The 26,597-nt window shown below is 31.4% G+C and carries 20 protein-coding genes; 14 read left to right on the top strand and 6 right to left on the bottom strand.

What is annotated here, in order from left to right:
- The first annotated feature begins 417 nt into the window (after positions 1-417).
- The 8 genes from AC13CQ_RS02305 (at position 418) to AC13CQ_RS02270 (ending at position 17,132) form a co-directional block, all read left to right on the top strand.
- Positions 418-1,356: a FecR family protein gene (locus AC13CQ_RS02305; protein ID WP_474507048.1), complete on the top strand. Its 939-nt coding sequence runs from the start codon at positions 418-420 to the stop codon at positions 1,354-1,356.
- A gap of 126 nt (positions 1,357-1,482) precedes the next feature.
- A complete protein-coding gene (locus AC13CQ_RS02300) occupies positions 1,483-4,968 on the top strand; it encodes a SusC/RagA family TonB-linked outer membrane protein (protein WP_474507047.1) in 3,486 nt (1,161 codons plus the stop codon).
- A 67-nt stretch (positions 4,969-5,035) separates the two neighbouring features.
- Complete coding sequence (locus AC13CQ_RS02295; RefSeq protein WP_474507046.1) at positions 5,036-6,463, top strand: SusD/RagB family nutrient-binding outer membrane lipoprotein; 1,428 nt, start codon at positions 5,036-5,038, stop codon at positions 6,461-6,463.
- Positions 6,464-6,478: 15 nt separating this feature from the next.
- Entirely contained in the window at positions 6,479-8,071 is a 1,593-nt protein-coding gene (locus AC13CQ_RS02290; protein WP_474507045.1) for a calcineurin-like phosphoesterase C-terminal domain-containing protein, read from the top strand.
- 260 nt (positions 8,072-8,331) lie between these two features.
- Positions 8,332-8,892, top strand: coding sequence for an RNA polymerase sigma-70 factor (locus AC13CQ_RS02285; protein WP_157136797.1), 561 nt, complete (start codon positions 8,332-8,334; stop codon positions 8,890-8,892).
- Positions 8,893-9,213: 321 nt separating this feature from the next.
- Positions 9,214-14,271: a translocation/assembly module TamB domain-containing protein gene (locus tag AC13CQ_RS02280; protein WP_482882693.1), complete on the top strand. Its 5,058-nt coding sequence runs from the start codon at positions 9,214-9,216 to the stop codon at positions 14,269-14,271.
- A complete protein-coding gene (tamL, locus tag AC13CQ_RS02275) occupies positions 14,272-16,545 on the top strand; it encodes a translocation and assembly module lipoprotein TamL (protein WP_474507043.1) in 2,274 nt (757 codons plus the stop codon).
- A 230-nt stretch (positions 16,546-16,775) separates the two neighbouring features.
- Positions 16,776-17,132, top strand: a complete 357-nt coding sequence (locus AC13CQ_RS02270) for a hypothetical protein (RefSeq protein ID WP_474507042.1) — start codon at positions 16,776-16,778, stop codon at positions 17,130-17,132.
- Between the two features lie 43 nt (positions 17,133-17,175).
- Here the strand turns inward: AC13CQ_RS02270 and AC13CQ_RS02265 are convergent, their stop codons facing one another.
- The 6 genes from AC13CQ_RS02265 to AC13CQ_RS02240 form a co-directional block, all read right to left on the bottom strand.
- Positions 17,176-17,409, bottom strand: coding sequence for a DUF1304 domain-containing protein (locus AC13CQ_RS02265; protein WP_474507041.1), 234 nt, complete (start codon positions 17,407-17,409; stop codon positions 17,176-17,178).
- Between the two features lie 21 nt (positions 17,410-17,430).
- Positions 17,431-18,051: a hypothetical protein gene (locus tag AC13CQ_RS02260; RefSeq protein WP_335587424.1), complete on the bottom strand. Its 621-nt coding sequence runs from the start codon at positions 18,049-18,051 to the stop codon at positions 17,431-17,433.
- Between the two features lie 113 nt (positions 18,052-18,164).
- Positions 18,165-18,806 carry a response regulator gene (locus tag AC13CQ_RS02255; protein WP_008616260.1) on the bottom strand — a complete coding sequence of 214 codons (642 nt, stop codon included), beginning with the start codon at positions 18,804-18,806 and terminating at the stop codon, positions 18,165-18,167.
- 2 nt (positions 18,807-18,808) lie between these two features.
- Positions 18,809-19,552, bottom strand: coding sequence for a sensor histidine kinase (locus AC13CQ_RS02250; RefSeq protein ID WP_008616261.1), 744 nt, complete (start codon positions 19,550-19,552; stop codon positions 18,809-18,811).
- Positions 19,525-20,181: a hypothetical protein gene (locus tag AC13CQ_RS02245; protein WP_337900774.1), complete on the bottom strand. Its 657-nt coding sequence runs from the start codon at positions 20,179-20,181 to the stop codon at positions 19,525-19,527. The genes AC13CQ_RS02250 and AC13CQ_RS02245 overlap by 28 nt, the downstream gene beginning before the upstream one ends.
- 6 nt (positions 20,182-20,187) lie before the next feature.
- Complete coding sequence (locus AC13CQ_RS02240) at positions 20,188-20,874, bottom strand: hypothetical protein (RefSeq protein WP_474507040.1); 687 nt, start codon at positions 20,872-20,874, stop codon at positions 20,188-20,190.
- Between the two features lie 349 nt (positions 20,875-21,223).
- Here AC13CQ_RS02240 and AC13CQ_RS02235 point away from each other — a divergent pair, with 349 nt between their 5' ends.
- The 6 genes from AC13CQ_RS02235 (at position 21,224) to AC13CQ_RS02210 (ending at position 26,597) form a co-directional block, all read left to right on the top strand.
- Positions 21,224-22,081 (top strand): hypothetical protein, encoded by an 858-nt coding sequence (locus AC13CQ_RS02235; protein ID WP_474507039.1) that lies wholly within the window; start codon positions 21,224-21,226, stop codon positions 22,079-22,081.
- Positions 22,082-22,094: 13 nt separating this feature from the next.
- Positions 22,095-22,544 carry a hypothetical protein gene (locus tag AC13CQ_RS02230; RefSeq protein WP_335587419.1) on the top strand — a complete coding sequence of 150 codons (450 nt, stop codon included), beginning with the start codon at positions 22,095-22,097 and terminating at the stop codon, positions 22,542-22,544.
- An 18-nt stretch (positions 22,545-22,562) separates the two neighbouring features.
- On the top strand, positions 22,563-23,297 hold the full coding sequence (locus AC13CQ_RS02225) for a hypothetical protein (protein ID WP_008616269.1): 735 nt from the start codon (positions 22,563-22,565) through the stop codon (positions 23,295-23,297).
- Positions 23,298-23,359: 62 nt separating this feature from the next.
- Positions 23,360-24,046: a hypothetical protein gene (locus AC13CQ_RS02220; protein WP_474507685.1), complete on the top strand. Its 687-nt coding sequence runs from the start codon at positions 23,360-23,362 to the stop codon at positions 24,044-24,046.
- A 9-nt stretch (positions 24,047-24,055) separates the two neighbouring features.
- A complete protein-coding gene (locus AC13CQ_RS02215) occupies positions 24,056-25,792 on the top strand; it encodes a S8 family serine peptidase (RefSeq protein WP_474507037.1) in 1,737 nt (578 codons plus the stop codon).
- The gene (locus tag AC13CQ_RS02210) at positions 25,761-26,597 is read left to right on the top strand and encodes a peptidoglycan-binding domain-containing protein (protein ID WP_474507036.1); all 837 of its coding nucleotides are present in this window, start codon (positions 25,761-25,763) and stop codon (positions 26,595-26,597) included. The genes AC13CQ_RS02215 and AC13CQ_RS02210 overlap by 32 nt, the downstream gene beginning before the upstream one ends.

Here is a 26,597-nt window from a genome sequence, read left to right as displayed (position 1 = left end):
CGCTAAATTTACCACTTTCAAAATCTGCAACAATAGATTTTTTATACGCTTCAGAAAACTTACGGGATTTCTTAATTAATTTTATAGTTGCTTTCATATAAATTGACTTTAAGTGGTCAACCTATATCAGGGAAGTACAACTTCTGACTCCTGACTCCTGACTTCAGTCTTCTTCAATCTTTCAATCCTTCAATCTTTCAATTTTTAAATGTGTAATAAATAAAATCTCCGACTTCTGTCTTCGGACTTCAGTCTTCCAACTCCTTCAATTTACCTCCACTTATCCAAATAGTTAATTCAATGTAAACAAAAACAACACTATTTAAAAAAAAGGTTAAATGGTGTTGTTTTCTATTTTTTCCACTACGTGTGTTATGTTATTTCTGGTATTTACTATTGAAAGCCGATAACAAAAGCATGAAGGAATCAACATTTAAATACCTTTTAAAGAAATATGAAAAGGGAGAAACTACTTCAGAAGAAAAAGAACTTCTCGAAAAATTTGAGAATCATTTTCTTAAAAAGAATGAAGCTACTGTTTTTCAATCAGCATCTCATAAAAATAAAGTACAGAACGATATTTACCGAGTTGTAAAACGTTCAACAGCTAAGAGTCCTACTAATTGGTACAAAATAGCAGCCAGTATTATTGTATTGCTTGGAGTGGGAATTTCTGTATGGTTTGTTTTTAATCCTAAGGAAACTATTTCTTACACATTGATAGCGACAAATGAGAATGAAATTAAAAATATTGTTTTACAAGATAGTAGTGTAGTTACTTTAAATGAGAATAGTTTTTTAAAATTCCCAAATCATTTTACCTCTACTAGTCGGCATGTTATTCTAAAAGGGGAAGCCTATTTTAAAATTTCGAAAGATAAAAAACGTCCTTTTAAAGTAATAGCAAATAACATTACCACCAAAGTTTTAGGAACCCAGTTCAATATAAAAATGGATAGCACTAATATTTCGGTGGCTTTGGTAGAAGGATCTGTTGATGTAAAAGGCTTACAAACTTCAAAAATCTTAAAACCGAAGGAAAAAATAAACTTCAATTTAAAAAATAAAGAAATAGAAACTGTCAGATTTAATCCTGATGAGGAACTGTTATGGATGACAAATAAACTGACGTTTAATAACACTTCTTTAGTAGAGATAATTCAGCTTTTGGAGAAAAAATTTGAGGTTTCTATTGATTTAGATTCTCCAACTTTAAATGAGGTGAAAGTTAGCGGAACCTTTACCAATCAGAGTCTTACATCTATTTTAGTAACTATAACAAAGGCAACAGATTTAAGTTTTAAACGAACAACTAAAAACCAAATACTAATCTATAACCCTCAGAAATCAATATGAAAACATAAGAAATAAAAAAAAGGAAGTGCGCCAACACTCCCTTCAACAGTAGAATCATGTCAAATTTAAAATGTATCAGTCAAACACAAATCAAATTATTGTAATTGATTAAACCGCAATAAAAATATGAAAAAAAACGCAAGTAAATGTCATAAATTAATTATGCGTATTTCCACCTTTTACATCATAATAGTCTTAGGATTGCATAGTTTATTTGCTACCGAAATAAACGGACAGGCATTAAAGAGTTCTAATATTCTTTTAGAAAAGAACAGCTATAAACTTGAAGAGTTATTTGAAATTATAGAAGCAGAAACAGCCTATAATTTTGTAATTTCTGAAGATTACCTTAATACGGATACTACTATTTTAACCGCTTCTGGAAAGGTTAATTTATTGTATTTATTAGAATCTATTTCAAAAGAAAAACAGTTACGTTTTTACAGAGTAAACGAATTAATAAGTGTTTCAAAAATAAAGAGCTTTCCAATTAGAGAAAGAGTACAAGTTGTGGAACAAGTAACTGTAACAGGATTGGTGGTAGACCAAGAAGGCGTACCATTACCTGGAGCAAGTGTTCAAGTAAATAATAAAGCCATTGGGGTTGTAACCGATTTTAATGGGAATTTTAGCATAACAGCTAAAAAAGGAGACGAAGTAAAAATTACTTATGTAGGATTTTTGCCAACTACCTTTATCATAGGAGATAAAACTTTTTACGAAATTAAATTAGAGCAAGATGTATCAGAACTGGACGAGGTTGTTGTTACTGCTTTAGGGATAAAAAGAGAAGAGAAAATGTTAGGATTTTCTCAAGAGACTGTTGAGTCCGAAAAGTTAGATCAAGCTATGCCAACAAACTGGTCTTCTGGGTTAAAAGGTAAGGTTGCTGGATTGAATATAGTATCTGCTGGTTCGGGACCTATAAATTCTCAACAAATAACTTTAAGAGGAAATAGTTCTTTTGATTTAAATGGAAACTATGCTTTAGTAGTAGTAGATGGAGTTCCTGTAAATACAGAAATGACAACCTCTGGGTCGAGCACAGCCTATACTGGAGATGATTCTCCGATAGATTATGGAAATGCCATATCCGATTTAAATTTAGAAGATATAGAAAGTGTTTCGGTATTAAAAGGACCAGGAGCAGCTGCATTATATGGAAGTAGAGCTGCGAATGGAGTTTTGATGATTACCACAAAATCTGGAAAAGGAACAAAAGGATTAGGAGTCACTTTTGATTCGAGTACCTCTTTTGATGTTATTCAACGTTGGCCAGATTATCAATATAAATATGGACAGGGGTCAGGAAAATATTTTGATGATGAAGGAAACCCTTATTATTCTTATGGAATGTCTGAAGATGGCGGGAATACAGGAGCTACAAGTAGTGCTTGGGGACCAGAATTTAACGGACAATATTACTACCAATACGATCCAACTTTAGAAGGGCAATCTGCAGAGCGTCAACTTTGGAAACCTTATAAAGACAATCGGAAGGATTTTTGGAGAACAGGAGTAACTACCATCAATAACTTATCCATTCAAGGAGGAGGAGAAAGAGGTTCTATGAGAGCATCTATAGGATACACTAAAAATGAGTGGATTATGCCAAATACTGGATTTGATAGAATTACAGCTTCCATTAATTCAAAATATAAAATATCTGATTATGTAGATTTAGGAGCGGTTATTAATTATACCAACAGATCTAGTGATAACTTACCGAGTACTGGATATAATAATGGTTCTATTGCGTACTTTATGATTTTTCAGAACCCAAATGTGAATTTAGATTGGTACCGACCAATTTGGCAAGAAGGGCAAGAGGATATTCAACAAATACAGCCATTTAGTTCTTATATAGATAATCCATACTTAATTGCGTATGAATCTCTAAATACATTGGAGAGTAATCAAATTGTAGGAAATATTAATGCCAACATCCACTTAGGTAAAAACTTAGATTTATTAGTAAGAACTTCTTTAAATACCTATAATCAAGATAGAGAGTTAAAGCGCCCATATAGTATAAATAGATATGGAGAAGGGTATTATGGAAATCAAGATGTGTTTAAACAAGAAATAAATAACGATTTCTTATTGTCTTATGATAAAGATTTTTCTAAAAACTTTGGATTTAAAATGTCGGTTGGTGGGAATAATCGTATTGAAAAGCGTAGGTATACTTCTACCTCGGTTACTGGATTAGTAGTTCCTGGAGTTTATAAATTGGCAAATGGAAAAAGCACGCCTTCTATCTCCACTTCCGATTATGATAAAAAAGTAAATAGTTTATATGGGTTAGCAACATTTTCATTTAAAGATCAAATTTTTGTGGATGTTACGGGTCGTAACGACTGGTCTAGTACATTACCAAAAGATAACTGGTCATTTTTCTATCCTTCAGTAAATACAAGTTTTATTTTATCAGATATTTTTAATCTAAAGGGTAATACACTTGATTATTTAAAATACAGATTTTCTTATGCTCAAGTAGGAAACGATACAGACCCATATCAAACCAGTAAATATTATAATAATAGTGATTTTTCGAGTTCAGCTACAGTTCCTGCTACACTTTATAATCCTAATTTAAAACCAGAACTCTCTACAAGTTTTGAAACAGGAATAGAAGCAAAACTGTTTAAAAATAGAATCAGTATAGATGCTACTATATATCAAATTGAAACTGAAAATCAAGTAATTCGGTTAGATCTTGATTATAACACAGGATATAGCTCAACTTATGTTAACTCTGGAAGTGTAAGAAATAGAGGAATTGAATTAACTCTTGGAGGAAAAATTATTCAGAATAAAAAGTTTGAATGGAATACCAATCTTACTTGGTCTAAAAATCAAGGAAGAGTTTCTGATTTACCAGATGAAGTAGATAATGAATTTTTAATTGACTCTGGAGGACAAGCAAACATGATTGCTAAGGTGGGAGAATCGCCAACAGCAATATATGGATATGGTTTTGTACGCTCTCCTGATGGACAAATAGTTTATGATGAAGGTGGATTACCAGCATACCCTGCTTCTGGAGACTTTGAGTACATAGGAGATGCTATGCCAGATTGGAGAGCAGGTTGGTATAACCAGTTTAAATTGGGGAATTTCACTGCTGGAATTACTATTGATGGGCAGTATGGAGGAATTATCTACTCACAAACGCATCATAAATTAGTACAGCAAGGAAAACTTACTTCTACTTATTATGGAAGAGAAACAGGATTTATAACTGGAGAAGGAGTGGTAGATAATGGAGATGGAACTTACTCGCCTAATACTACAGAAGTTGTTACACCAGATTGGTACAATCGTTACTATAGACGTGCTAATGTAGAATCAAACTCTTTTGACGCTTCCTATATAAAACTTAGAGAAGTAAGTATTCAATACTCATTACCAAACAAATGGTTGAATAATTCTGGAATACAAGGAGTAGACATTTCTTTGTTTGGAAGTAATTTATTAACAATTTCTGATTTTCCAATTTATGATCCTGAAACGGCAGCTTTAAATGGAAACCGAATTATGCCAGGTGTAGAAATGGGACAAATGCCATCACCAGCAAACTATGGAGTTAATTTAAAAGTAAAATTATAGTTGTAATAGAATCCTCATTATTAATTATGGGGATTCTATCCAACCATTAAAAAATAAATCTTAAGAAATGAAAAATAGAATTATAATACTATTAAGCTTCTTATTATTAACTGTCATTTCATGTACAGGAGATTTTGAAGAACTAAACGACGACCCAAATAGAATTTCAGAAATTAGTCCGGGAACCTTATTAAATCCAATTATTTATGGGGTAGCTTCTCATAATGCGGGGCGTAGTGATGCTATTACCTTTAATTTAATGCAAGTTTCGCTCCCGTTTCCTAGTATTTCGGGAGGTTTACACCGCTATGATGTTAGTTTAGGAATAGGGAATTCTTCATGGAACAATTATTACAAATGGGCACAAAATATTAAGGAAATGCGCAATGCAGCAGCGGAAAGAGAAGACGAGAATTATAAAGCCATTGCTTTAACTTTAAATGCTCTTGTGTATGCAAATTTAACCGACTTATTTGGACCTGTACCAATGGAAGAAGCTTCTAGTGCCGAAGAAGGAGTTTTGTATCCAAAATTTAACGACCAAGAGACTATTTATAATACACTTCTAGCCGATCTAGAAGCTGCAAATGAGCTTTACAATTTATCGGAAGCTATGGTGTATGAAACCGATATTTTATTTGGTAATGATGTTGAAAAGTGGCAAAAATTTACCAATTCATTACATCTAAGATTGCTATTAAGACTGTCAAACAGAACTGAACTAAAAGTTTACGAAAAATTAGCTAGCATTATAAACAATCCTGCTAAATATCCTGTTTTTGAAAATACAGAAGAATCTGCTATTCTGAAAGTAACAGGAGAAACACCGAATGTTTCGCCATGGGGAAGACCACAAGACTTTAGATTAAGTACTAAAGTTGCTTCCTTTTTTATTGATAATTTAAATGAATGGGAAGATCCTAGAAGAGCTGTAATAACAACAGAGGCTGATATTGATGGAGAGCATATAGGATATAAAGGGATTCCAAGTGCTTATGAAGGTTCAGACTCTCAATTTGAATATAATGCCTCTACATTCAATATAGAGCAGGTTACTAACCCTATGAATATATTTTTATTAACCTATGCTGAAGTTGAGTTTATAAAAGCAGAGGTAGCTCAGAAAGGATATATTTCTAATGCAGAAACGCACTATAAAAATGGTGTATCGGCTGCTATGGAGCAATTAGGAATAGAAATTACAGAAGCATATTTTGAAAATCCATCTGTTGTATATAATGGGACGCTAGCGCAAATAATGCTACAAAAATATTATGCGCTTTACTTTACAGATTATCAACAATGGTTTGAATATAGAAGAACAGGATTTCCAGAATTGCCAACAACAACCGCTATGGAGAATAATGCGGTAATGCCTTCTAGGTTATACTATCCAAGTGATTTAGCGATCGGAAATCCAGCTGGATTTGATCAAGGAGTTGAAATGTTAGGAGGAGTTGATGATATTAATGTAAAAGTATGGTGGGATAAATAATAAACGTAAATAGATATGAAAAAAATAATTTTAACTACAGGAGTAATTCTCTTTGCATCTTTTACATACGGGCAATCTACCGTAAAGGGATACGTGTTTAACGACACCAACAAAAATGGAAAAAAAGACAGAAAGGAAAACGGAATAGAAGGAGTTTCTGTAACCAATGGAGTGGAAGTGGTACAAACCGATAAAAAAGGGGCATATAAACTTCCGGTTAGTAACGACGCCATTATTTCTGTTATAAAACCATCTTATTATGCTATTAATGTAAATGAAGATAACTTATCTCAATTTTTCTATATCCATAAGCCAGAAGGTTCTCCAGAGGCTAAGTTCAAAGGAGTTTCTCCTACAGGAAGATTACCAAAAGAGATTAATTTTCCGTTAATTTCTTCAGAAGAAAAAAACGATTTTACTGCACTTATTTTTGGAGATCCACAACCGTATACACTAGAGGAAGTAAATTATTTTGCTCGTGGAATTGTTGAAGATGTTACCAAAACGGAGGATGTGTCATTTGGTTTGAGTATGGGGGATTTGGTAGGAAACGATTTGAGTTTGTTTAATCCGTATATAAAAGCAGTTAAAGAATTGGGACTTCCTTGGTATAATTTATTAGGGAATCACGATTTAAACTTTGATGCTAATAAAGACCAATTAGCAGATGAAACTTATGAGGCACATTTTGGACCAGCAAATTATGCATTTAATGAAGGAAAAGTGCATTTTATTGTTTTAGATGATGTTTTATACCCAGACCCACGCGATGAGAAAGGGTATTGGGGTGGTTTTAGAAAAGACCAATTAGATTTTGTGAAAAACGATTTAAAATATGTACCTAAAGACCATTTAATAGTTTTGGCTTTTCATATTCCTATTAGTGAACCTGAGGGAGATTCTTATAGAGATGAAGACCGTCAGCAATTATTCGATTTACTAAAAGATTATCCAAATACTCTTTCTTTATCGGCGCATACCCATATTCAACGTCAAGACTTTTTTGATAGAGAATCTGGATGGCATCAAGAAAAACCACATCATCATTATAATGTAGGAACTACTTCAGGCGATTGGTATTCTGGGAAATTAGATGAAAATGGAATCCCAATTTCTGTAATGCGAGACGGAACTCCAAAAGGATATGCTTTTATTAATTTTAAAGGAAATCAATATGAAGTAAAATATAAAGTAGCAGGAAAACCAGCAGACTATCAAATGAACATTTTTGTTCCTAAAGTTGTTGCTGAAGGAAGAAATACCAAAGCTGGGATTTATGTAAACTTTTTTACAGGAAGTGAAAATGATGAGGTTTTATACCGAATAGATGAAGGAGATTGGAAACCAATGGAATATGTTGAAGAGCAAGATCCTTCGTATGAGGTTTTAGTGTATGAATGGGATTTAACCGATAAATTAATGCCAGGAAGAAGGTCGTCTAATCCAATAGATTCTAAACATCTATGGAAGGGTAAAATTCCTACAAAATTAAAAACAGGAACTCACAAAATTGAAGTGAAAGCAACCGATATGTATGGAAATACATATACAGGAACAAGTAGTTACAGATTAGATTTGCCAGCTCAATCAGCAGTGAATGCTAATTAATAATTAAAACTCCATCACTAAGGAGTTTCATTTGTGTACTTTTTGGAGGCAATCCAAAAAAGTAGTTGATTTTTTTTCCAATAAACCCTGTAGAATTTCTGCAGGGTTTTTTATGGGAGAAGTGAGGTAGTCTACTGTAATTTTCGAAAGGCCATATATTATCTTTTCCCTTCAAATAATAAATTTAATAACGCTAAAATAGCCTACAGTTTACCTTAAGTTAACTCAAAAAGGAAGTGTTTTTCTTTATTTTGAAAACCATGAATAACACCGCTCCACTTTCTGCTAACCAACTTATGGAACGTATAAAAAACGATGATGAAAAAGCATTTCATTTGTTATTTAATCGTTATTGGGAAGTTCTTTTTGTATTGGCAAAGTCTATTTTAAATGATGAAGCTATAGCCAAAGATTTAGTACAAGAAGTTTGGATAAATTTTTGGGAGCGAAGAAAAAAAATAGAGAGTACTAATATTGAAGCCTATTTAAAACAAGCCATTAAGTTTAGCGTTTATAAAGAACTTAGAAATTCAGTTTTGAGTAATGAGCATAAAGAATATCTCCAAGAAATAGCAGCAGAAACTGCTACCGACGATCATCTTATTTATAGTCAGACAAACAATATGCTTACCAATACAATTCATGAATTACCAGATCGTTGTCGTGAAATTTTTCAACTGAGTCGCGAAGAAAATTTGAGTAATCAAGAGATAGCAAATCAGCTTAATATCTCCAAGCGTACTGTTGAGACTCATATTTCTCATGCCTTAAAAAGCTTGAGAATGCGACTTACTTCTTTTCTATTTGGGATAATGTTATAAGTTTAACCTCTTCAAGTCAGCATAAATTTAACTAAATACTATTTTTCTCCAAAAAAATAGTAGTGAATTCGTGGCAAGAAGGGAATCCTTTATTTTATAATAAAGAGTCTAGCTACTTAATACTTAATTCCAAATACTATTTTAAAAAAAATGTATTAGTGAATTCGTGGCAAGAAGATAATCTATTATTTTATACTAAAAAGTCTAACTACTTAATACTTAATTCTAAATACTATTTTTAAATACTTTTATAAAAATTATACATACAACAATGTATCTTTGTTAATCAACCTCAAAATATAGAAATGAGGGAAACTACTTATGCCAAAAAAACAAAAATTTATAAAGTCTCGTTTTCTTAGAATTTTACTAAGAATTTTTGTGGGTTTATTATTTTTATTTTTTGTGTTAGTTCTTTTGGTAAGAACCCCTTGGGGGCAGAACTTAATTGTAGGAAAGGCAGTAACGTATTTATCCAATAAAATAAAGACAGAAGTTTCTATAGACAGGCTTTATATAACGTTCTCTGGAAATGTTTCTTTAGACGGACTTTATATTGAAGATGAAAAAGGGGATACATTAATATATTCTAAAAACTTGGAGGTTGCTACTGCTTTATTGCCATTAATTAGAGGCACAGAGGTAGATTTAAAGCATATAGATTGGACTGGTTTACACGCTACTATTAAGCGTGATACTTTGGGAGAATTTAACTTTGATTTTATTGTAAATGCTTTTGCTTCTTCAGACTCTACAACTGTAGACACTACTTCTCAAAGCATTAAGATTACTTTAGGAAATATAGATCTAAAAACTTTAAAAGTAGTTTATGATGATAAATTTTCGGGAATCGATTTAAAAACTACTATTGGGAATCTGTTCTTAGATGTGGATGTTTTTGATCTGGAAACATTGCGTTTTGAAGTGGATAATTTTGAGTTTTCTAATAGTAAAATCAGCTATATACAACACCAAGCTTTTCAGGAAGAAGAAGATATAACATCAACAAGCACATTACCTTATTTGCGTTTTTCAAATATAGCCTTTGAAAATATTCAAGCTGAATATAATTCGGAGGTAGATGCTATGTTGATGAATATTGATTTAGGGAAGTTAGTATTAGAACTTCCAAAAACTGATTTGAGTAATAACGAAATAGAGGTGGATGAATTTAATTTATCAAACACCAAATTCTCATATATAGACTCGAGTATTCCTAAACCTATAGACACACTTTCAATTCAAAAGGAATCCGCTTTTAACTGGCCAGATTGGAAAATAAAAGCGAATAGCATTGTGTTTCAAAATAATGAAATTAATTTCAAGACTCCTTCAAATGCGGTGGTTTCCAGTGGTTTTAATCCAAACGATATCCAGTTAAAACAATTTAATTTTTCTTCGGAAGATATTTTGTATGAACCCGCAAAGGCAGGTTTGAAATTAAATGAATTATCTTTTTTAGAACATAATAAATTTCAGCTTAAAGATTTAAATTTTCAATTAGATCTGGATGATAATTCTTTACAATTAAGCTCCCTACATGCTGTAACAGGAAGGAGCAATTTATCAGGTTCGGCAAAAATAAGGTATGCTTCCATGGATAGCTTTATAAATAGTTTTGAGTCGGCCATAATGGACATTGAGCTCCCAAATTTTAGAGTTAACATTCAAGATGCTTATTATTTTCAGCCAGATTTAGAAGCAAATGCATATTTGGATTCTCTCGCTACAAAAAATCTATATGGAACTCTAAATTTAAGAGGGAGTTTAGACAGTCTTAATCTTCAGAAAAGTAATCTAAATTGGGGAGAAAACACTTCTATATCCTTATCGGGAAGTGCCAAATCGGTAACTAATCCTGACAGTTTAAAGCTCTATATCCCCAATTTTAAAATGAACACTCGTAAAAGCGATATTGTTAATTTTATTAGTGAAGATTCGTTGGGAATTTCAGTGCCAGACTCACTTGAGCTTGTTGGGAGTTTTCAGGGAGGTTTAAATAATATAAAAGCAAATACAATTCTAAAGTCGTCTGATGGAACTGTAACATTAGATGGAACTTTCAACAACCAACAAAAATTAGTATTTAATGCTAATCTTGATGCAGAAGAATTAGACCTAGGGAAAATTCTTAAAAATGATAAAATAGGAACCTTATCTTTTGCTATAAAAACTTCAGGAAAAGGTAATAATTTAAATACGTTAGATGCTGTTTTAGAATCTAAATTTGATTCTTTAACATATAGCGGTTATGATTTTTCGAAGTTGAAATTCAATGGAAATATAAAAAATGGAGAAGGAGATGTAAATATTGCTTTTAAAGATGATAATTTAGATTTAGACCTTAATACGCATATGATTTTGGATACGTTGAATTCAAAATTCAAAATCTTACTAGATTTAAATGGAGCCGATTTATACAATTTGGGAATTACAAATAATGATGTCCGCATTGGACTTAAACTAAATGCAGATTATACTGGAGATTTATCCAACTTTAAACTAGATGGAGGAATAACAGAAGGGGTGGCAGTTTATAAAAATCAATCATATACTATTGGCGATTTTAAATTTGAAACGGCTATTCAAAACGATAGTACCCTTTTTAAGATTAACAGTGATATTTTAGAAGCCGATTTAAAGGCAAATGCTAAGCCACCTATTTTAATTGAAGCTTTGCAAGAGCAATTTTCTGGGTATTGGAAAGATGTAAACGATACTATTGCTGTAGACACTACTACTCTTAAAAGAAATACTAATACTCTTATGAAAATGAATGTATTAGTAAGGCACACTACTGCATTGAGTAAGGTTTACCTTCCAGGGTTAGAAGAGATGGATTCTATAAATGTGGCAATAGATTTTAATGAATCTCAGAAAAAACTGAATGCAAAAATAAGCGCCCCTTACATAAAATATAATACAAGTGTAGTAGATAGTTTATATTTAGATTTTTATGGAACTCAGGAAGATTTAGATTTTAGTTTAGGGTGGAGTGGAATTGAATCTTCTCCTTTTTTAATTGATAAAACCACGCTTAAAGGAACTTTAAAGGCTAAGAAATTATTGCTCGATTTTAATAGCAATACAGCAGGGGAGACTTTAATTCAAGTAAATTCTGAAGTAAACTTTGTTGGAGATACCATTCATTACCATATTAATCCTAATACTTTAGTTGTTAATCGGAAAAATTGGACAATCCCCAACAGTAATGAACTTGTGTATGCTCCAAAATATATAGACGTTCAAGACTTTACCTTAACAAATAATGGACAGAAAATAGGGGTAGTAAAAACAACATCAGAAGACTCAAAACCTATTGTTGGTTTGTCTTTTGATGACTTTAAATTAAACACCATTTTGAGTTTTCTAAACCCTGAAGAGCCTATTGTTAAAGGGGTGGTTAAAGGAGTTTTAAATATTGAAGATCCTTTTAATAATGCTGGGTTACAAGCAGATTTAACAATTGATGAATTTGAAGCCTTAAAAGTGCCATTAGGGAAACTAGCGTTGAATGCTTCTTCAGAAAACTATAAAGATTATGTTTTTGATTTAGGACTTAAAGAAGGGAATATCGATTTAGACCTTACAGGAAATTATATAGCCTCTCAAAATAATTCTAAATTGGATTTAGAATTACTGATTAACGATTTAAAAATGAAAGCTATTGAAGGTTTTGCGCAAGGAGAGATCTCAAATGCTAAAGGAAATATTACAGGGAAAGCCAAGCTTACAGGAACAACTTCTGATCCTATTTACAATGGAAACTTAAATTTTAATGGCGTTGAAATGCTTGTTAATCAGTTAAATTCTATATTTAAAATTGATCAGCAAAATCTTACATTCGATAACAAAGGTTTTCGTCTAGATAATTTTTCTATTAAGGATGAAGATAATAATGACTTTGTTTTAGATGGAAGTATTTTAACAGAAGACTTTATAAATCCAACTTTCGATTTAAGTTTAAAAGCGTCTAATTTTAAGGTATTAAACTCTACTCGAGAAGATAACGATTTGTTTTTCGGAAATGTAAGCTTAAATACAGATATAACTATAAAAGGAAATCTGGAAGTTCCTAAAATTGATGGAAAACTAAAAATTAAAGAAGATTCAAAATTTACAGTAATTGTTCCAGAATCTGAATTGGATTTAAATGAAAGAGAAGGAGTGGTAATTTTTGTCAACAGAAAAAACGAAAATGAGATCCTAACAAGAAAAGAAGCGCATGCATCTCCCACAGAAATTCTAGATAATTTAGATATTAATGCTTTAATTTCGGTAGATAAAAATTCTGTTTTCCGAATTGTAATAAACGAAAGGACAGGAGATAATTTACAAGTTTCTGGTACTGGAGAGTTTAACTTTAAAATGGAACCTAATGGAAGAACAACCCTCTCTGGACAATATGAAGTTAATAATGGACATTATGAGGCGAGTCTTTATAATATTGTAAAACGGAGGTTTGATATTTCTCAAGGAAGTAAAATTACATGGAATGGCGATCCGTTGGATGCTATTTTAGATATTAAAGCTATTTATAATGTTGAAACTTCAGCATCTGCTTTAATGGCTACTCAAATCTCTAACGCTAGTACAACCGATTTAAATACTTACCGACAAAAATACCCGTTCTTAGTATATTTAAATGTGGAAGGAGAGCTGTTAAGTCCAGAGTTATCGTTTAAATTAGACATGCCAGAAGATGAGCAAAGTGCCGCTGGAGGAGATGTTTATAGTTCTGTTCAACAGTTAAATAATCAAGAAGAAGAATTAAATAAACAAGTTTTTTCATTATTAGTAATGAATCGTTTTTTCCCATCATCTGGAAGCGATGGAAGTGCTGGTGGACCAGCTTCTATTGCTAGAGATAATGTAAATGATGTGCTTTCAGATCAATTAAATGCGTTTTCAGATAAAATATTAGGAAATACAGGTGTACAGTTGGATTTTGGTTTAGATAGTTATACCGATTATCAATCGGCTTCCCCGCAAGACCGTACAGAATTAGATATAAATGCAAGCAAAAGTTTGTTTAACGATAGATTGGTGGTACAGGTTGGAAGTGAAGTAGATATTCAAGGAAGTAATCAAAATTCTGATGGGAATGCGCCTGTTATAGGAAATGTAGGATTGGAATATTTAATTACCGAAGATGGAAGATATCGTCTACGAGGTTATCGAAAAAATAAATTTGAAAGTGTTATTGATGGAGAGCTTATAGTTACCGGAATTTCAATTATTTTTAATAAGGAGTTTAATAAGTTTAAAGAACTTTGGGAAAGAAAGGTAAGAGAGGAAGTAGCTAAAGAGAATGCATTGAAAAAGGAAGAAGCAAAAGAAAGTAAAGAAGAAAAGGAAAAAGAGTTAAAAGAAGACTAATTGAAGAGTAAAATAAAAACATATAAAAAAATAGTATTCTTTCTAATAGCACTAGGTTTAACAGCCTGTAGTGTTAAAAAATATATTCCGGAAAATGAAGTGTTATATACTGGAGGAGCTATAGATGTAGAGACAGAAGAAAAAATTAAGGATTTAGGAGAAATTAAAGATGAATTAGATGGTTTGTTACGACCAGTACCTAATTCTAAATTTTTGGGAGTTCGTTGGGGATTACTTACACATTATAAATCTCAAAAAGAGAATCCAGGATTTATCAATAGATTTTTGAATAAAAAAATAGGAGAAGAGCCAATATATTTATCAGATGTAGATGTTACTCGTACCGAAGAGCTTATAAATAATCGATTAGAAAATAGAGGTTTCTTTAAAAATACAATTGCTTCTTCAGTAGAAAAAAAGAAAAAAACTGGGTCAACACACTATGAAGTTAGTTTAGCAGAACCTTATAAACTGGCTAATTATGAATTGGATAAAGATAGTTTACCAATATATGATTCTATTCAGCAATCAATCTCACAAACAGTTTTAACAGATAAAACCCGTTTTGATTTAGCTAAATTTAAAGAAGAAAGAGAAAGAATAGATGATTATTTAAAGGCAAGAGGATATTATAATTTTAATGAAGATTTTTTAATTTTTGAAGCGGATACAAATCAATATAAAGAAAAAAAGTTTGATTTATTTTTACGTTTAAAAACAGAAACTCCAGCAAAATCTAAGATACCATATAAGTTAAATTCAGTATCGGTTTATTCCGATTATTCCGTTGAAAATGATAGTGTTCCGAAAGATACTATCCATTACAAAGGAATAAATTATATCCAAAGTACAGATTATTTTAAAGTAGAACGGTTAGCTCCATTTGTATTATTTGAAAAGGGACAATATTACAATCCTCAGCGCTCTAAGTTTACCAGCAATCGTTTGGCAAAAATAGGGTCTTATAAATACACAACCATCCGTTATGATAAAGTTAAAGAATTCCAAGAAGGAGATTCTATTGGGCTTTTGGATGCAAAAATATATTTATCGCCTTTAAATAAACATTCTGTACGAGCAGAAATTCAAGCAAATTCAAAGTCTAATAATTATGTAGGACCAGCCTTAGCCCTTGCGTATACAAATAGAAATTTTTTTAGAGGAGGTGAAATATTTAATGTCTCTGCAAGAGTAGGTTATGAAAAGCAAATTGCAGGAGGGAGTGATGATACAGGACTTTCTAGTACGCAATTAGGATTTCAAACAAACCTTATTTTTCCTAGAATAATCTTTCCATTTAAATTTGATTTGGGATATGGGTATGAGGTGCCAAAGACTAAAATTACTGCAGGAATCGAATATTTAGATCGAGAAGACCTTTATACATCTACTACTTTATTAGCGTCTTATGGGTATACTTGGAATGCTAATAAATATGTGTATCACGAATTAGCGCCTCTAAGTTTTAACTACAGTAGCTTGTCTAATACTTCTCAAGAATTTGAAGATTTATTGGCCGAGAATCAATTTCTAGCCAATAGTTTTGAACAGAAATTTATAGCTGGACTTACATATAGTTTTATATATAATGAAACTTCGGATATGGAAAAGCGACATCCAATTTATTTTGCCACCAATTTTGAAATTGCGGGTAATATTTTAGATTTAATTAGTGGAGAACCCAATGAGGATGGAATAAAAAAAGTATTGGGACTTGAGTATGCGCAATTTGCAAAATTAGATGTAGATTTTAGATATCGATATAGAATTGACCGAGAACAAGCATTGGTGGCACGCCTTTTTGGAGGAATAGGGTATGCTTACGGAAACTCTACCACGATGCCTTATTCAAAACAATATTATGCTGGAGGACCATTTAGTGTACGAGCTTTTAGAATTAGGTCTTTAGGACCTGGAACGTATCGATTATCTGATGATGAGAATAGTTCGTATTTAGACCAAACAGGAGACATTCGGTTGGAAGCAAATCTGGAATACCGTTTTCCTATTGTTTCCTTTCTAAAAGGAGCCTTATTTGCCGATGCAGGAAATGTATGGTTACTTAAAGACAACCCAGCTATTGAAGGTGATGAAATTTCATCAGGATTTATGAAGGAATTAGGGGTTGGTGTTGGCGCTGGAGTCCGAATAGATATCCAAAGTTTTGTAATCCGTTTTGATCTTGCAGCTCCAATCCATAAACCATATGAAAAGCGCTATAATTTTGATTTAAAAGAACCTATTTTAAACTTTGCTTTTGGATATCCTTTTTAAAAAAGGGAATAAGACAGGGAATGACTATATGTACGATGATAATGGGAATATGATTTGAGATAAGGATAAGGGAGTTTAAGCCATAGTGTAAAATCATTTAAAAATGGCAACCAAAGATTGAATAATGTTATTAATAAATCTGAAGCATTTAATTTTGTGAAATGGATTAGGCTGAGGAATGTTTTAAATAAAAGCTAAAGCACCTAGTTACGGAAACAATCCTATATATAATGAGAAGTGATAAAATAAAATTAGTTTTAAAAATCTTTGCGGGAGTTATTTTTTGCATATTTATTTATATTCTGATTCGTAAGAAAAATATACGAGAAGAACAATGGAATGATCCATCAGTAAAAAAAGAAATAGTAGAGGGGGTTATCATAAAAATATATCCAGGAGCTAGGACAAACCCAGGATTTAGATATAATTATAAATTCAAAGGTAATTCATATACGAATTCTGCAAACTTTACAAAGAACTTATGGAATTTGAGTTTTGATTCAATACATGCTTATAAAGGTAAAAAAATTCAAGTGGAACTAATTGAATCAAATCCCGAAAATAGTAGAGTATCGTTAAAGGATTAATTATAAAATGTATAAGTGTATTTATTTAGTTATTTTTTAATAACTAGCTGTAGTAGCTCATCATTAATAAAAAAAAAGTCCAAAGTAAACCAACGGCCAAAAAGCCATTATATAAGCCTTGATTACCAGCCATTGTCTTTGTTTTTGGAAATAAATCTGAAGGGAATGTTTTAAAAATTTTCTTCCCTTTAGTTTCCCAAGCAAACATTTCAAACCACATAATATAGCAATGAAGAAGAGCAATAATAGCTATGAGGATTTGTATAGCAACTTCCATAAAGATGTATTTTAGGTTAAATTATTTACAGGTTGATTTTAAAATAGTTTTTCCATTTTCTTCGACCATTTCATAGCCATTATCTAACATTGGTTGAAAACTTTTCCGTCCTGTAAAATGCCAGAGCATATGTCCGTAGGTACATTTACTAATTCGGTTATTATCTAACTCGTTTTTCATCAGAGTTATTAATTCATTCCAATATTCTTTAGGAGCATGAATTAAAAGTATGTATGGATTAAACTCTGGATCATTAAATTCTTCCTCATAGTACATTTTAATTCTTTTAGTTGATGGAAACCCATATTTCTCGGTAATTTCAATCATCCTTTCTGTATGCTCAATATCTTTTGGTGAAATATATTTCTGCCAGATGAATTTCACTGTACTATCAGATTTAAATTTTCTTTTCTCTATTTCAATTACATTTAAGCTATCTGGGAGGCTTTCTATTCTGTCAGTGTCCGACTTATCAAAAGTTTGATATAAAGTATACTCACGAAGCATTTGGTCATAACCATACATGAACTCCATTTCTTCTACTAAAGTCACGATATCTTCCTTAAAGATAGAATCTTTAATAGATTGAGCGTGAGTGGTATTAAGGATAAAGAAGGAAATTAGTAAAAAGGTATATTTCATTTGAGATATATTCTAAAGGGATGGTTTGTAAGTTTAAATATACAGAATTAATTGTATACTAAACTCCGAGCTATTATTGTTACTCAGTATTTTATGAGTAATATAAATTTTAACTAGACCTTAAAAATTTGATGTTTAATAGCGTAGACCACCAAGCCTATTCTGTTTTTCACATCTAATTTTTCAAATAACGTATCTCTATATCCATCAATAGTTTTCGGACTTAAAAACATTTTTTCTGCTATTTCTTTATAGGTCAGTTCTGTGCAGACATGTTTAATAAATTCAATTTCTCGTTCTTTTAGTACTGGGAGTTTCTTATTTTCTTCATTTAAAGAACTTATTAAAATATCTGTTACACTTTTGGTGTGGTAAAAACCAGCTTTTACAACTTCTTCCAATGCGTATTCTAATGTTTGTTTTTCTACATCTTTTAACAGATATCCTTTAGCGCCAGCTTTTAGCATTTTTATAATTGTCTCGTCGTTTTCATCAACAGATAACGCTATAACCTTAATGTCTGGAAAATTATCTTTTAAATATTGCGTGGTTTCTATTCCGTCCATAATAGGCATGTTTACATCCATCAAAATTATATTTGGAACATTTTTAGGAGTTTTTAGCTTTGTTACTAATTCTTTTCCGTTTCTACATAAATATAACACATTAAAATTCTCAAAAGAATTAACAAGTTCTTTCATTGCTTGAGAAATAAGCACGTAATCTTCAACAATAACAACTTTATGAGTAATCATTTTTAGGGGTTTCTATAAAGAATAGATAATTGTGTTCCTTTATTTTCTTCGGAGTCTATTAATACTTCAGCATTAATTAATTGAGCTCTTTTAACGATGTTTTTTAATCCCATTCCGTCAAATCGCTCTCTGTCTTTAGGAATTCCTTTTCCATTATCTTTAGCAAAGAGGCGTAATGTGTTTCCTTCAAATTTTAAGCTTATATTTAGTTCGGTAGCTTTAGCATGTTTAATTGTGTTAGATAAAAATTCTTGTATAATTCTAAATAAAATTATTTGTGCATCATTGTTTACATTAAATTCTTTTCCTTCAACAGTTAGGGTAGCTCTAAGGTATTGAAGTTTGTTTAGTCTTTCTAATTCTTGTTTAATTGCAGCAATCAATGTAATACTATTTAAAACATCTGGATTTATAGATTTAGATAGTGCTCTCAATTCTTTAAGTCCTTTGTTTAATACTTCCATGATATCTTCTTTATTAGTATCTGTTTGAAGCTGTATTTTTGCTAATGTTATAAGCTGTCCTATATTGTCATGCAATTCCCAACTTATATTTCTAAAAGTTTCTTCTCTTATCTCTATTTGTGTTTTAGCTATTTCTTGTTTAAAACGTTTTGCAGATTCTTTTTTATCAAGTAAAAGAACATTCTTTCTTTTTTGAAAGACAACAAAAAGTACTATCAAAATAATACTTAAAAAAAATAGTATAAAAACTGCTATTAATATTGCTTGTTCTTCTCGCTGCATATAAAACCAATAATAAAACAAACATTCATAATAATACTTAAGATATATTCTACAATGTAGATGCTCTTATAGTAAGAGATTTCTTCCCAATAATTTTTTATAATTCTAGTTGGAATTCTACCTACAAAATACAATAATAGTCCGACACTTATCCAAAACAACAAATTTTTAGTTACATACAGTACTCTATCACTTCGTAATATTTCTATAAAAAGAAAAAGAATGCTAATAATTACAAATAGGGCGCCCATTATAAATGGCACAGTTTGGATTTGGGTGAAATAATTTTGAAATAAAAGATTTCCAAAAAAGAAAGCTAAATACAAATAGAAAAACCAAGAAATTAATTTTTTATACCTATTACTTTCTACATAATTTTTATAAAGAAATAACAAAAAACAAAAATTAATTAAATGGTATATATTGTAAATAATATAATTAGCACCAAAAAAATGATAATAATACTTTCCAAGAAATTCAATAATTACAATAAACCATAACAACACTAAAAAATACTTTAAAAAGGTATGTTTATACTTAAATAGATATATTGAACCTATAATTGCTGTAATAAGTTCAATATATTTAATGAGATATTTTATATCTAAAAATGATATTTCTACAAACATAATTTATTATTGTTCTTTTTTTGGAGGTGGCGCCATTTCTCCTTCGTTTAGAATAACGCTTGTTAATTGTAGTACTGGATTGTAATTAAGTGCAGGAAGGCTAAACGCTGCCTGTTGCTTATTGGTAGTACTTTTCATGAAATTTTTAATCCGATCTTTTTTACCAACGTCCAACAATAGTTCTTCAATAATGGAGTACTCTCCTTTAATAGGGTTGTTACTTTCATCTGGAAGAATTGCAAATGGTAAGTGATTTAAGTTTTCGTATTTAGAGTTAACACCTTTGTTACTAACTGTTGGTACCATGAAAACTGTTTGCTGATTTACATATTTTTTAGAATTATTTCTAGAATATCTCCCAAAATAAATGCGAATTCCAGATATGTCTTGCTTTGGGTTTTCTTTTTGTATGGCATCTATGTACTTTATATAATCTCTCATTTCGTCTATAGAAAACCACGCAAATTGGGTGTCTTCAAAGGTATTGTCTTGATATAAATCTCTTAGTGAAGGGTTTATAACCTTATCTTTAATTTTTAAGTCCTCTTGATACATTTCAATAGCAGTTTCTATATTAATTATCTGCTGCGGTGTTTTTACAGTCTCGTCTTGTTTTTTATTAGGTTCAATACAAGACATAAATGCTGAAAGCAATGTTAAAATACCGATTTTAAGAGTTGTGATTTTTTTCATAATATATTGGAATTGATTTACTACAAAATTAAGGTTTTTATGTATCACTTAAACAGATTATAGTTTTTGAAGAATTAAAAATTAAAATTAACCAACTGTATTTCAATTGTTTATATATTTTATCTTCCAGCAGATTAGGTGTTTTTCCTTTTAACCATAGAGGGAAAAACATGATGATTATTCTTCTTTTTCTTTCAAAATTTTCAGGAACAAGTGTTTTTATTTTCCGTTTTTATCCTAGGGATTCTTTTTTGATATGTAATCACTTTTGTAAGGTACTTTAAATGAAAGTGCAGAAGTGAAAACCGAAAAACTTAAATAGAGTAGGTAAAATTACAATCTGATTAAAATGAATTTGTATCAAGAAATTTATCATGGAGAATCTTTCTATGAAGAAGATTTTTACAATGCTGCACGTTATGCATTTCATCAGGAATTATCTGAAGCCACTCCTGAAGAAATAGATAATTACCTTATTGAGCGTGTTAGCGGAATGACTGCAGAAGAGGCAGAAGGTTTTTGGAGTAGTTTAGGAAATATTGCTAAAAAAGTAGGCTCTGGAGCTTTAAAAGTAGCTTCTGTAGCAGCTCCAATAGTAGGAACAGTTGTGGGAGGGCCTGCTGGTGCAGCTATTGGCGGGTTAGCAGGAAATCTAGCTGGAGCGGGAGCAAAGGCTTTGGATAGGGTGCCAGATTTTAAATCTAGATCCAGAAGTACTAGAAGAAGACGTAGACCTAGTAGACAAAGGAATAGAAGAACCAATACCAATCCAGAATTACGCCAAGCATGGAATCAAACTAAGCAATATGCTGTTGGAGCAGGTCGGGCAGCACTTCAAGGAGCAGCAAGGTATGCTACAAATAATCCAGTGACTCCTACAAATACCCCCACGGGACCTTTACTTGGTAGGACTTCTTCGGCTGCGTTATCTAGTATTATGAACAATCCACAGTTTCAAGCACTTTTATTTGGTAGAGCTAATGGGCAAGGGGAGTATCTACCAGAAGAAATTTCAGAAAATGATTTGGACTTTTTGGATATGGTTGAAGTAGTTAACTATCTGACAGAGGATATTATTGCTGAATATTACGAAGACGATTTACTTGATGACGATACCTATTTTATAGATGAACAGGGGGAGTTAGTTGTAAATTATCCTGAAGATAGAATGGAAAGAGTAGAAAGCTATATAGAAGCAATGGCTTAAAAAAATCGAAAAGATGAATCCTATACTAGAATATATAAAAACACAAAAACCTGAATTAGCAGAGTTTATAACAGTTATAGATACCCTGCAAACTCAAGATCAAGAGGAAGCTACTGTTTTAGAAGATATGCAAGATGAAGATGCTGTGGAGTTGTTTGATGAAGAGTCAAAAGTAAAACCAGAAGCTATTCAAATGAAAAAGCTGAAATCAGAAATTTTAAAACTGAGACAGCTTGTTAAAGTCTTAAAACAAGAAGTTTATAACGAATCTCAGTTAAATCACGATTTGGCTCTAGCCATAGGCGCTTGTAAATATTGCTTTGGTTGTGATGATGATTGTAATAATTGCCATGGCGAAGGAGCACCAGGTTTTTTTGTACCAGATTATATCCATTATAAGGAACTCATTTTACCAGCCATAAAAAAATTCAATTTACACTTTAATGCAAAGACCAATTATTAACTTTTTAAATTTAAAATTATGTATTACACAGAAGATTTGTACGATGACAGTTTATTAATCGAAGATTTATTAGACGATGGAGTTTTTGACGAAGATTATTACGACGAAGACTTATTGGACGACGACCTCCTAGACGATGGTTATGGAGAAGATTTTTCAGAACGAAGACGTAAGCGAAGACGCTTTAAAAGAGTATCTCCTCGTATTAATAGCAGCGTAAAAAAACGTTCCAATTTTGGGAGATCTATTGCAGGAGGCTCTAAAAATTATGTTACTAAAGCCGATTTAAAAGTAGCTTTAAACACAATCTCAAAAGATGTTAATGGACTTAAAAGCACAGTAATTTCTAATGGTAAGACTTTAAAGGCTGTAGATGGTAAGTATTCTTCTATTGTAAAAGACATTGCTAGAAAAGATGCAAATCAGACTAAAGTTTTAAAGAATATGCAAATGATGAATATGTTAGGTTCGTTCCTTAATAAACCAAAATTTGCTGAAGAAAACTTAAGCTTGAAGCTAGTTAAAGATAACTCTGGGAATGCTACCGATGTTACAATTGTAGAAAAAGAAAATGACAAAACGGTAACTTTTGACCAAACCATGAGCTTACTATTACCACTCTTAGCAACGCAAGGAGATTCTGGATCTAGTAAATCTAATGATATGATGATTCCTTTAATGTTGATGTTAACTCAAAATGGTAACTCATCAGATAATAGTATGCTACTACCGATGATGCTTTTAATGAAATAATTGTTTCTAACCTAAAAGGCTAGAGATATTAGCTTTAGCCTTTTTTTATAAAATTAATGATAATGAAAACAAAAGAGAAAGTACAGAAAACTAGTACACCAAATAATATATCTACTATTGATAATCTAATAAAAATCCTTGAAGCAAAGGAAAAATCAATACAGAAAGAAGATTCCTCAGAAATAGATGATATTATTACAATATTAGAGAAAAGAGAGTATAAGGAGCTAAATAGTAACACTAGCAACATTGAATTCACAGATTTATTAAAGAAAGAATTCGAATTGGTAAGAAATGAAGTTATTAAAAGTGATAAAAATACTGAAGAAAAATTAGAACATATAAGTAAGAAACAAGAAGAGGTTTTAAGTCAAATTAACACGATTAAAAGGATAGAACCATCCAATGAGTTAAATGAAATATTTACTAAATATAAGTTTGATTTTAACAGTGTTGTAGCTTATAAGAATGAAAAGGAGATAGATTTAATAATTCAAAATATACAGAGTGATGATTTTAAGAAAAATGTAAAGCTCATAACAAAGTGTAATGACGAAAAGTTAAAAAGTAATTACAACCAATACAAAAGTATTGCTACAGAACCTTTTTTAGAAAACATCAAAAAACTTAAAGTAGAAACATATACCGATAATGTTTTTATTGGTCAGGTTATTAATGAGTTATATTCGTTAACATCAGCTATAAAAAGGATGTCTGAAAAACACGAATCACAATCAGCAAAAGCATAATGATGTAGTATGGATCCGAATTTAAAACTTATCGTAAAAGGAGATCCGCGTGAGGAACTTCAATTATTGTTGAGGCTAAAGCATCCAGATATTTATCCTAAACATTGTATAGTTATATCTCAATTTCACGACATTATTAGTTGTCGTATTTTGAGAAAAAATTTACTATCTATTTATGATGATCCTGCCACGAGAAGTGTAAAAGCTCCTCAGGTAATTCCAGCGCAGTTTTATGAAAATTCGGTAGATTCAACATCAATTATAAAAAGAGAAAAAAGTAACTACTCAGTTTCTCAAAAAAGTAAAGTAGTTTTTGGAATCATCGATTTTGGTTTTGATTTTACACATTCCGACTTTTTAAATCACACTAATAAAACAAGGTTTGAAAAAATATGGGTACAGCCCTCAAAACAAAAAAATGATTCTAAATATGGGTATGGAAGAATTTATACAGAAGAGGAAATTAATGTGGCTCTTTATACCACAGCGCCTTTTAAAACATTAGGCTATCATCCTGGAAAAAATGATTTTATGGGGAGAGGAATGCATGGCACTCATGTGTTAGGCATAGCTGCATCTTCTGGAAATATAGGAGAAAAAAGTTTGGCAGGCAATAGTCCTATTATTGCGGTAGATATGGGTTCTAGCTATGTAAATGGCTCAGATTTATCGCTTGGAGACTCTGTAAAATTAATAGAAGGAATCGATTTTATATTGCAACAAGCAGGGCAACGTCCTTGTGTTATTAATTTGAGTTTAGGCGGACATTGTAGTGATCATACAGGGAATACTTTAGTAGAAATTGCTTTAAATAATGTTTTAAAAAAGCGCGGAGGCACGGCAATCATACAAAGTACTGGTAATTACTTTATGGCAAATTGCCACCATGCAGGGATAATAGAGCAAGATGGAATTAAAGAAATAGAGTGGTTGTTTAATACCATAGATAAATCGCCAAATGAAATAGAAATTTGGTATGAAAACCAAGACAGAATAGGGGTAGAAATTCTTGATACAGATGGGGAGGTTTTAGGTACTTCAGAACCTTTTAAAGATAGTATAGTAAATTATGATGGGGTACAAAATGGAATCATTTTTCATAGATATAAGGAGCCTAATTCAACCAAAAACCATATCAATATTATTCTATCCAAAAGACCAGATTCTAGAGTTTTAATAGTACGTCTTAAGGGTATTGAAATAACAAATGGAGAGTACCATGCCTATATTGAGAGAGACGATATTGGGCAATCAAGATTTGCAACTCAAGATGTAAATACAAATTTTACTGTTGGCTCTATTTGTAACGCTCCTTTAACAATTGCTGTTGGAGCATACAATCAAGAAGATTTTTTAAAAGTACCTATGTCGTTTAGTAGTGCAGGACCAACCATTGATAGGCGAAAAAAACCTGAAGTTTTAGCCCCAGGAAATAAGATTATGGCTGCAAAATCTGCTAGTAAGTTTGAAAGGAAATCTAAAAATCAGTTAACAGCTAAAAGTGGTTCAAGTATGGCTTCTCCTTACATCGCTTCTTTAGCGGTGAAAATATTAGAAGAGTTTCCTAAAATGAATATATACGAATTGCGTCATCTCTTATTTAGCAGTTGCGAGCCTTTAAAATCTATGAACGAGTCTACAATTAACAAATCTGGATATGGAGTAATTAATGCACAAAAATTAAATGAGTTAATAACCCAAAAAAAGATACAATATGAGAACCGCAACACAACATATATATCATAACCGTTTTCAAGAAGCTTTCCCAGAATTAAATACTTCAAATGAAGTTAGAGAAATACAGCAATTCTTGATTAGTAAGGGGTATAATTTAGGACACTGGGGCGCCGATGGAGATTTGGGGAGAATGACCAAGCAAGCTATTTATAATTATATAACAGCTCAATCTAATGGAGAGAATAGCACTCCAACAAATCCAACCATACCTGCAAATAATACATTAATTGAAGAGTTTAAAGCTATTTTTAGACGTAAAAATTATATTTTCCTAAATGAAAATCTTCAACTAAATATTATTGGAATTAGAAATTTAGACGCTAATGCTGATTTTTTTGATGATGAATTGGTAGTTATTTGGAAGGAGAACAACATCAATAATGTAAAAAGATACCCAGTTACTACCGATCCTGGAAAAGGATATCTTCAAAATGTTATGATTAACCCAAAAGGAACAGCTATTTTGAAAGCTGGTCAATATAGAAATGCGTATAAACTTGGTTTACACAGAGGTCAATATTTGGCGTTAGTACAACGTAATGGTCCCGTTACTGTTTATCGAGATAATAACAAAAATGGGAGTCTTGATTTTATGACAGGTAGTACCGATACAGGTTTTTTTGGAATAAATATTCATAAAGCGGGTGCAAACTCAACCAATGTAAATAAGTGGTCTGCTGGTTGCCAGGTTTTTAAGCGTGAAGTGGACTTTAATGAGTTTATTAATTTATGTAAAAAGTCGGAATCAACACTTGGAGCAGGAACTAAATTTACATACACATTATTAGAAAAAAGAGGGGTAGCTATTTTATAA

The sequence above is a fragment of the Galbibacter sp. L-19 genome (assembly GCF_056857615.1).
Note: the sequence above shows the minus strand (reverse complement) of the source record. Positions and strands in the feature narration are given on the sequence as shown.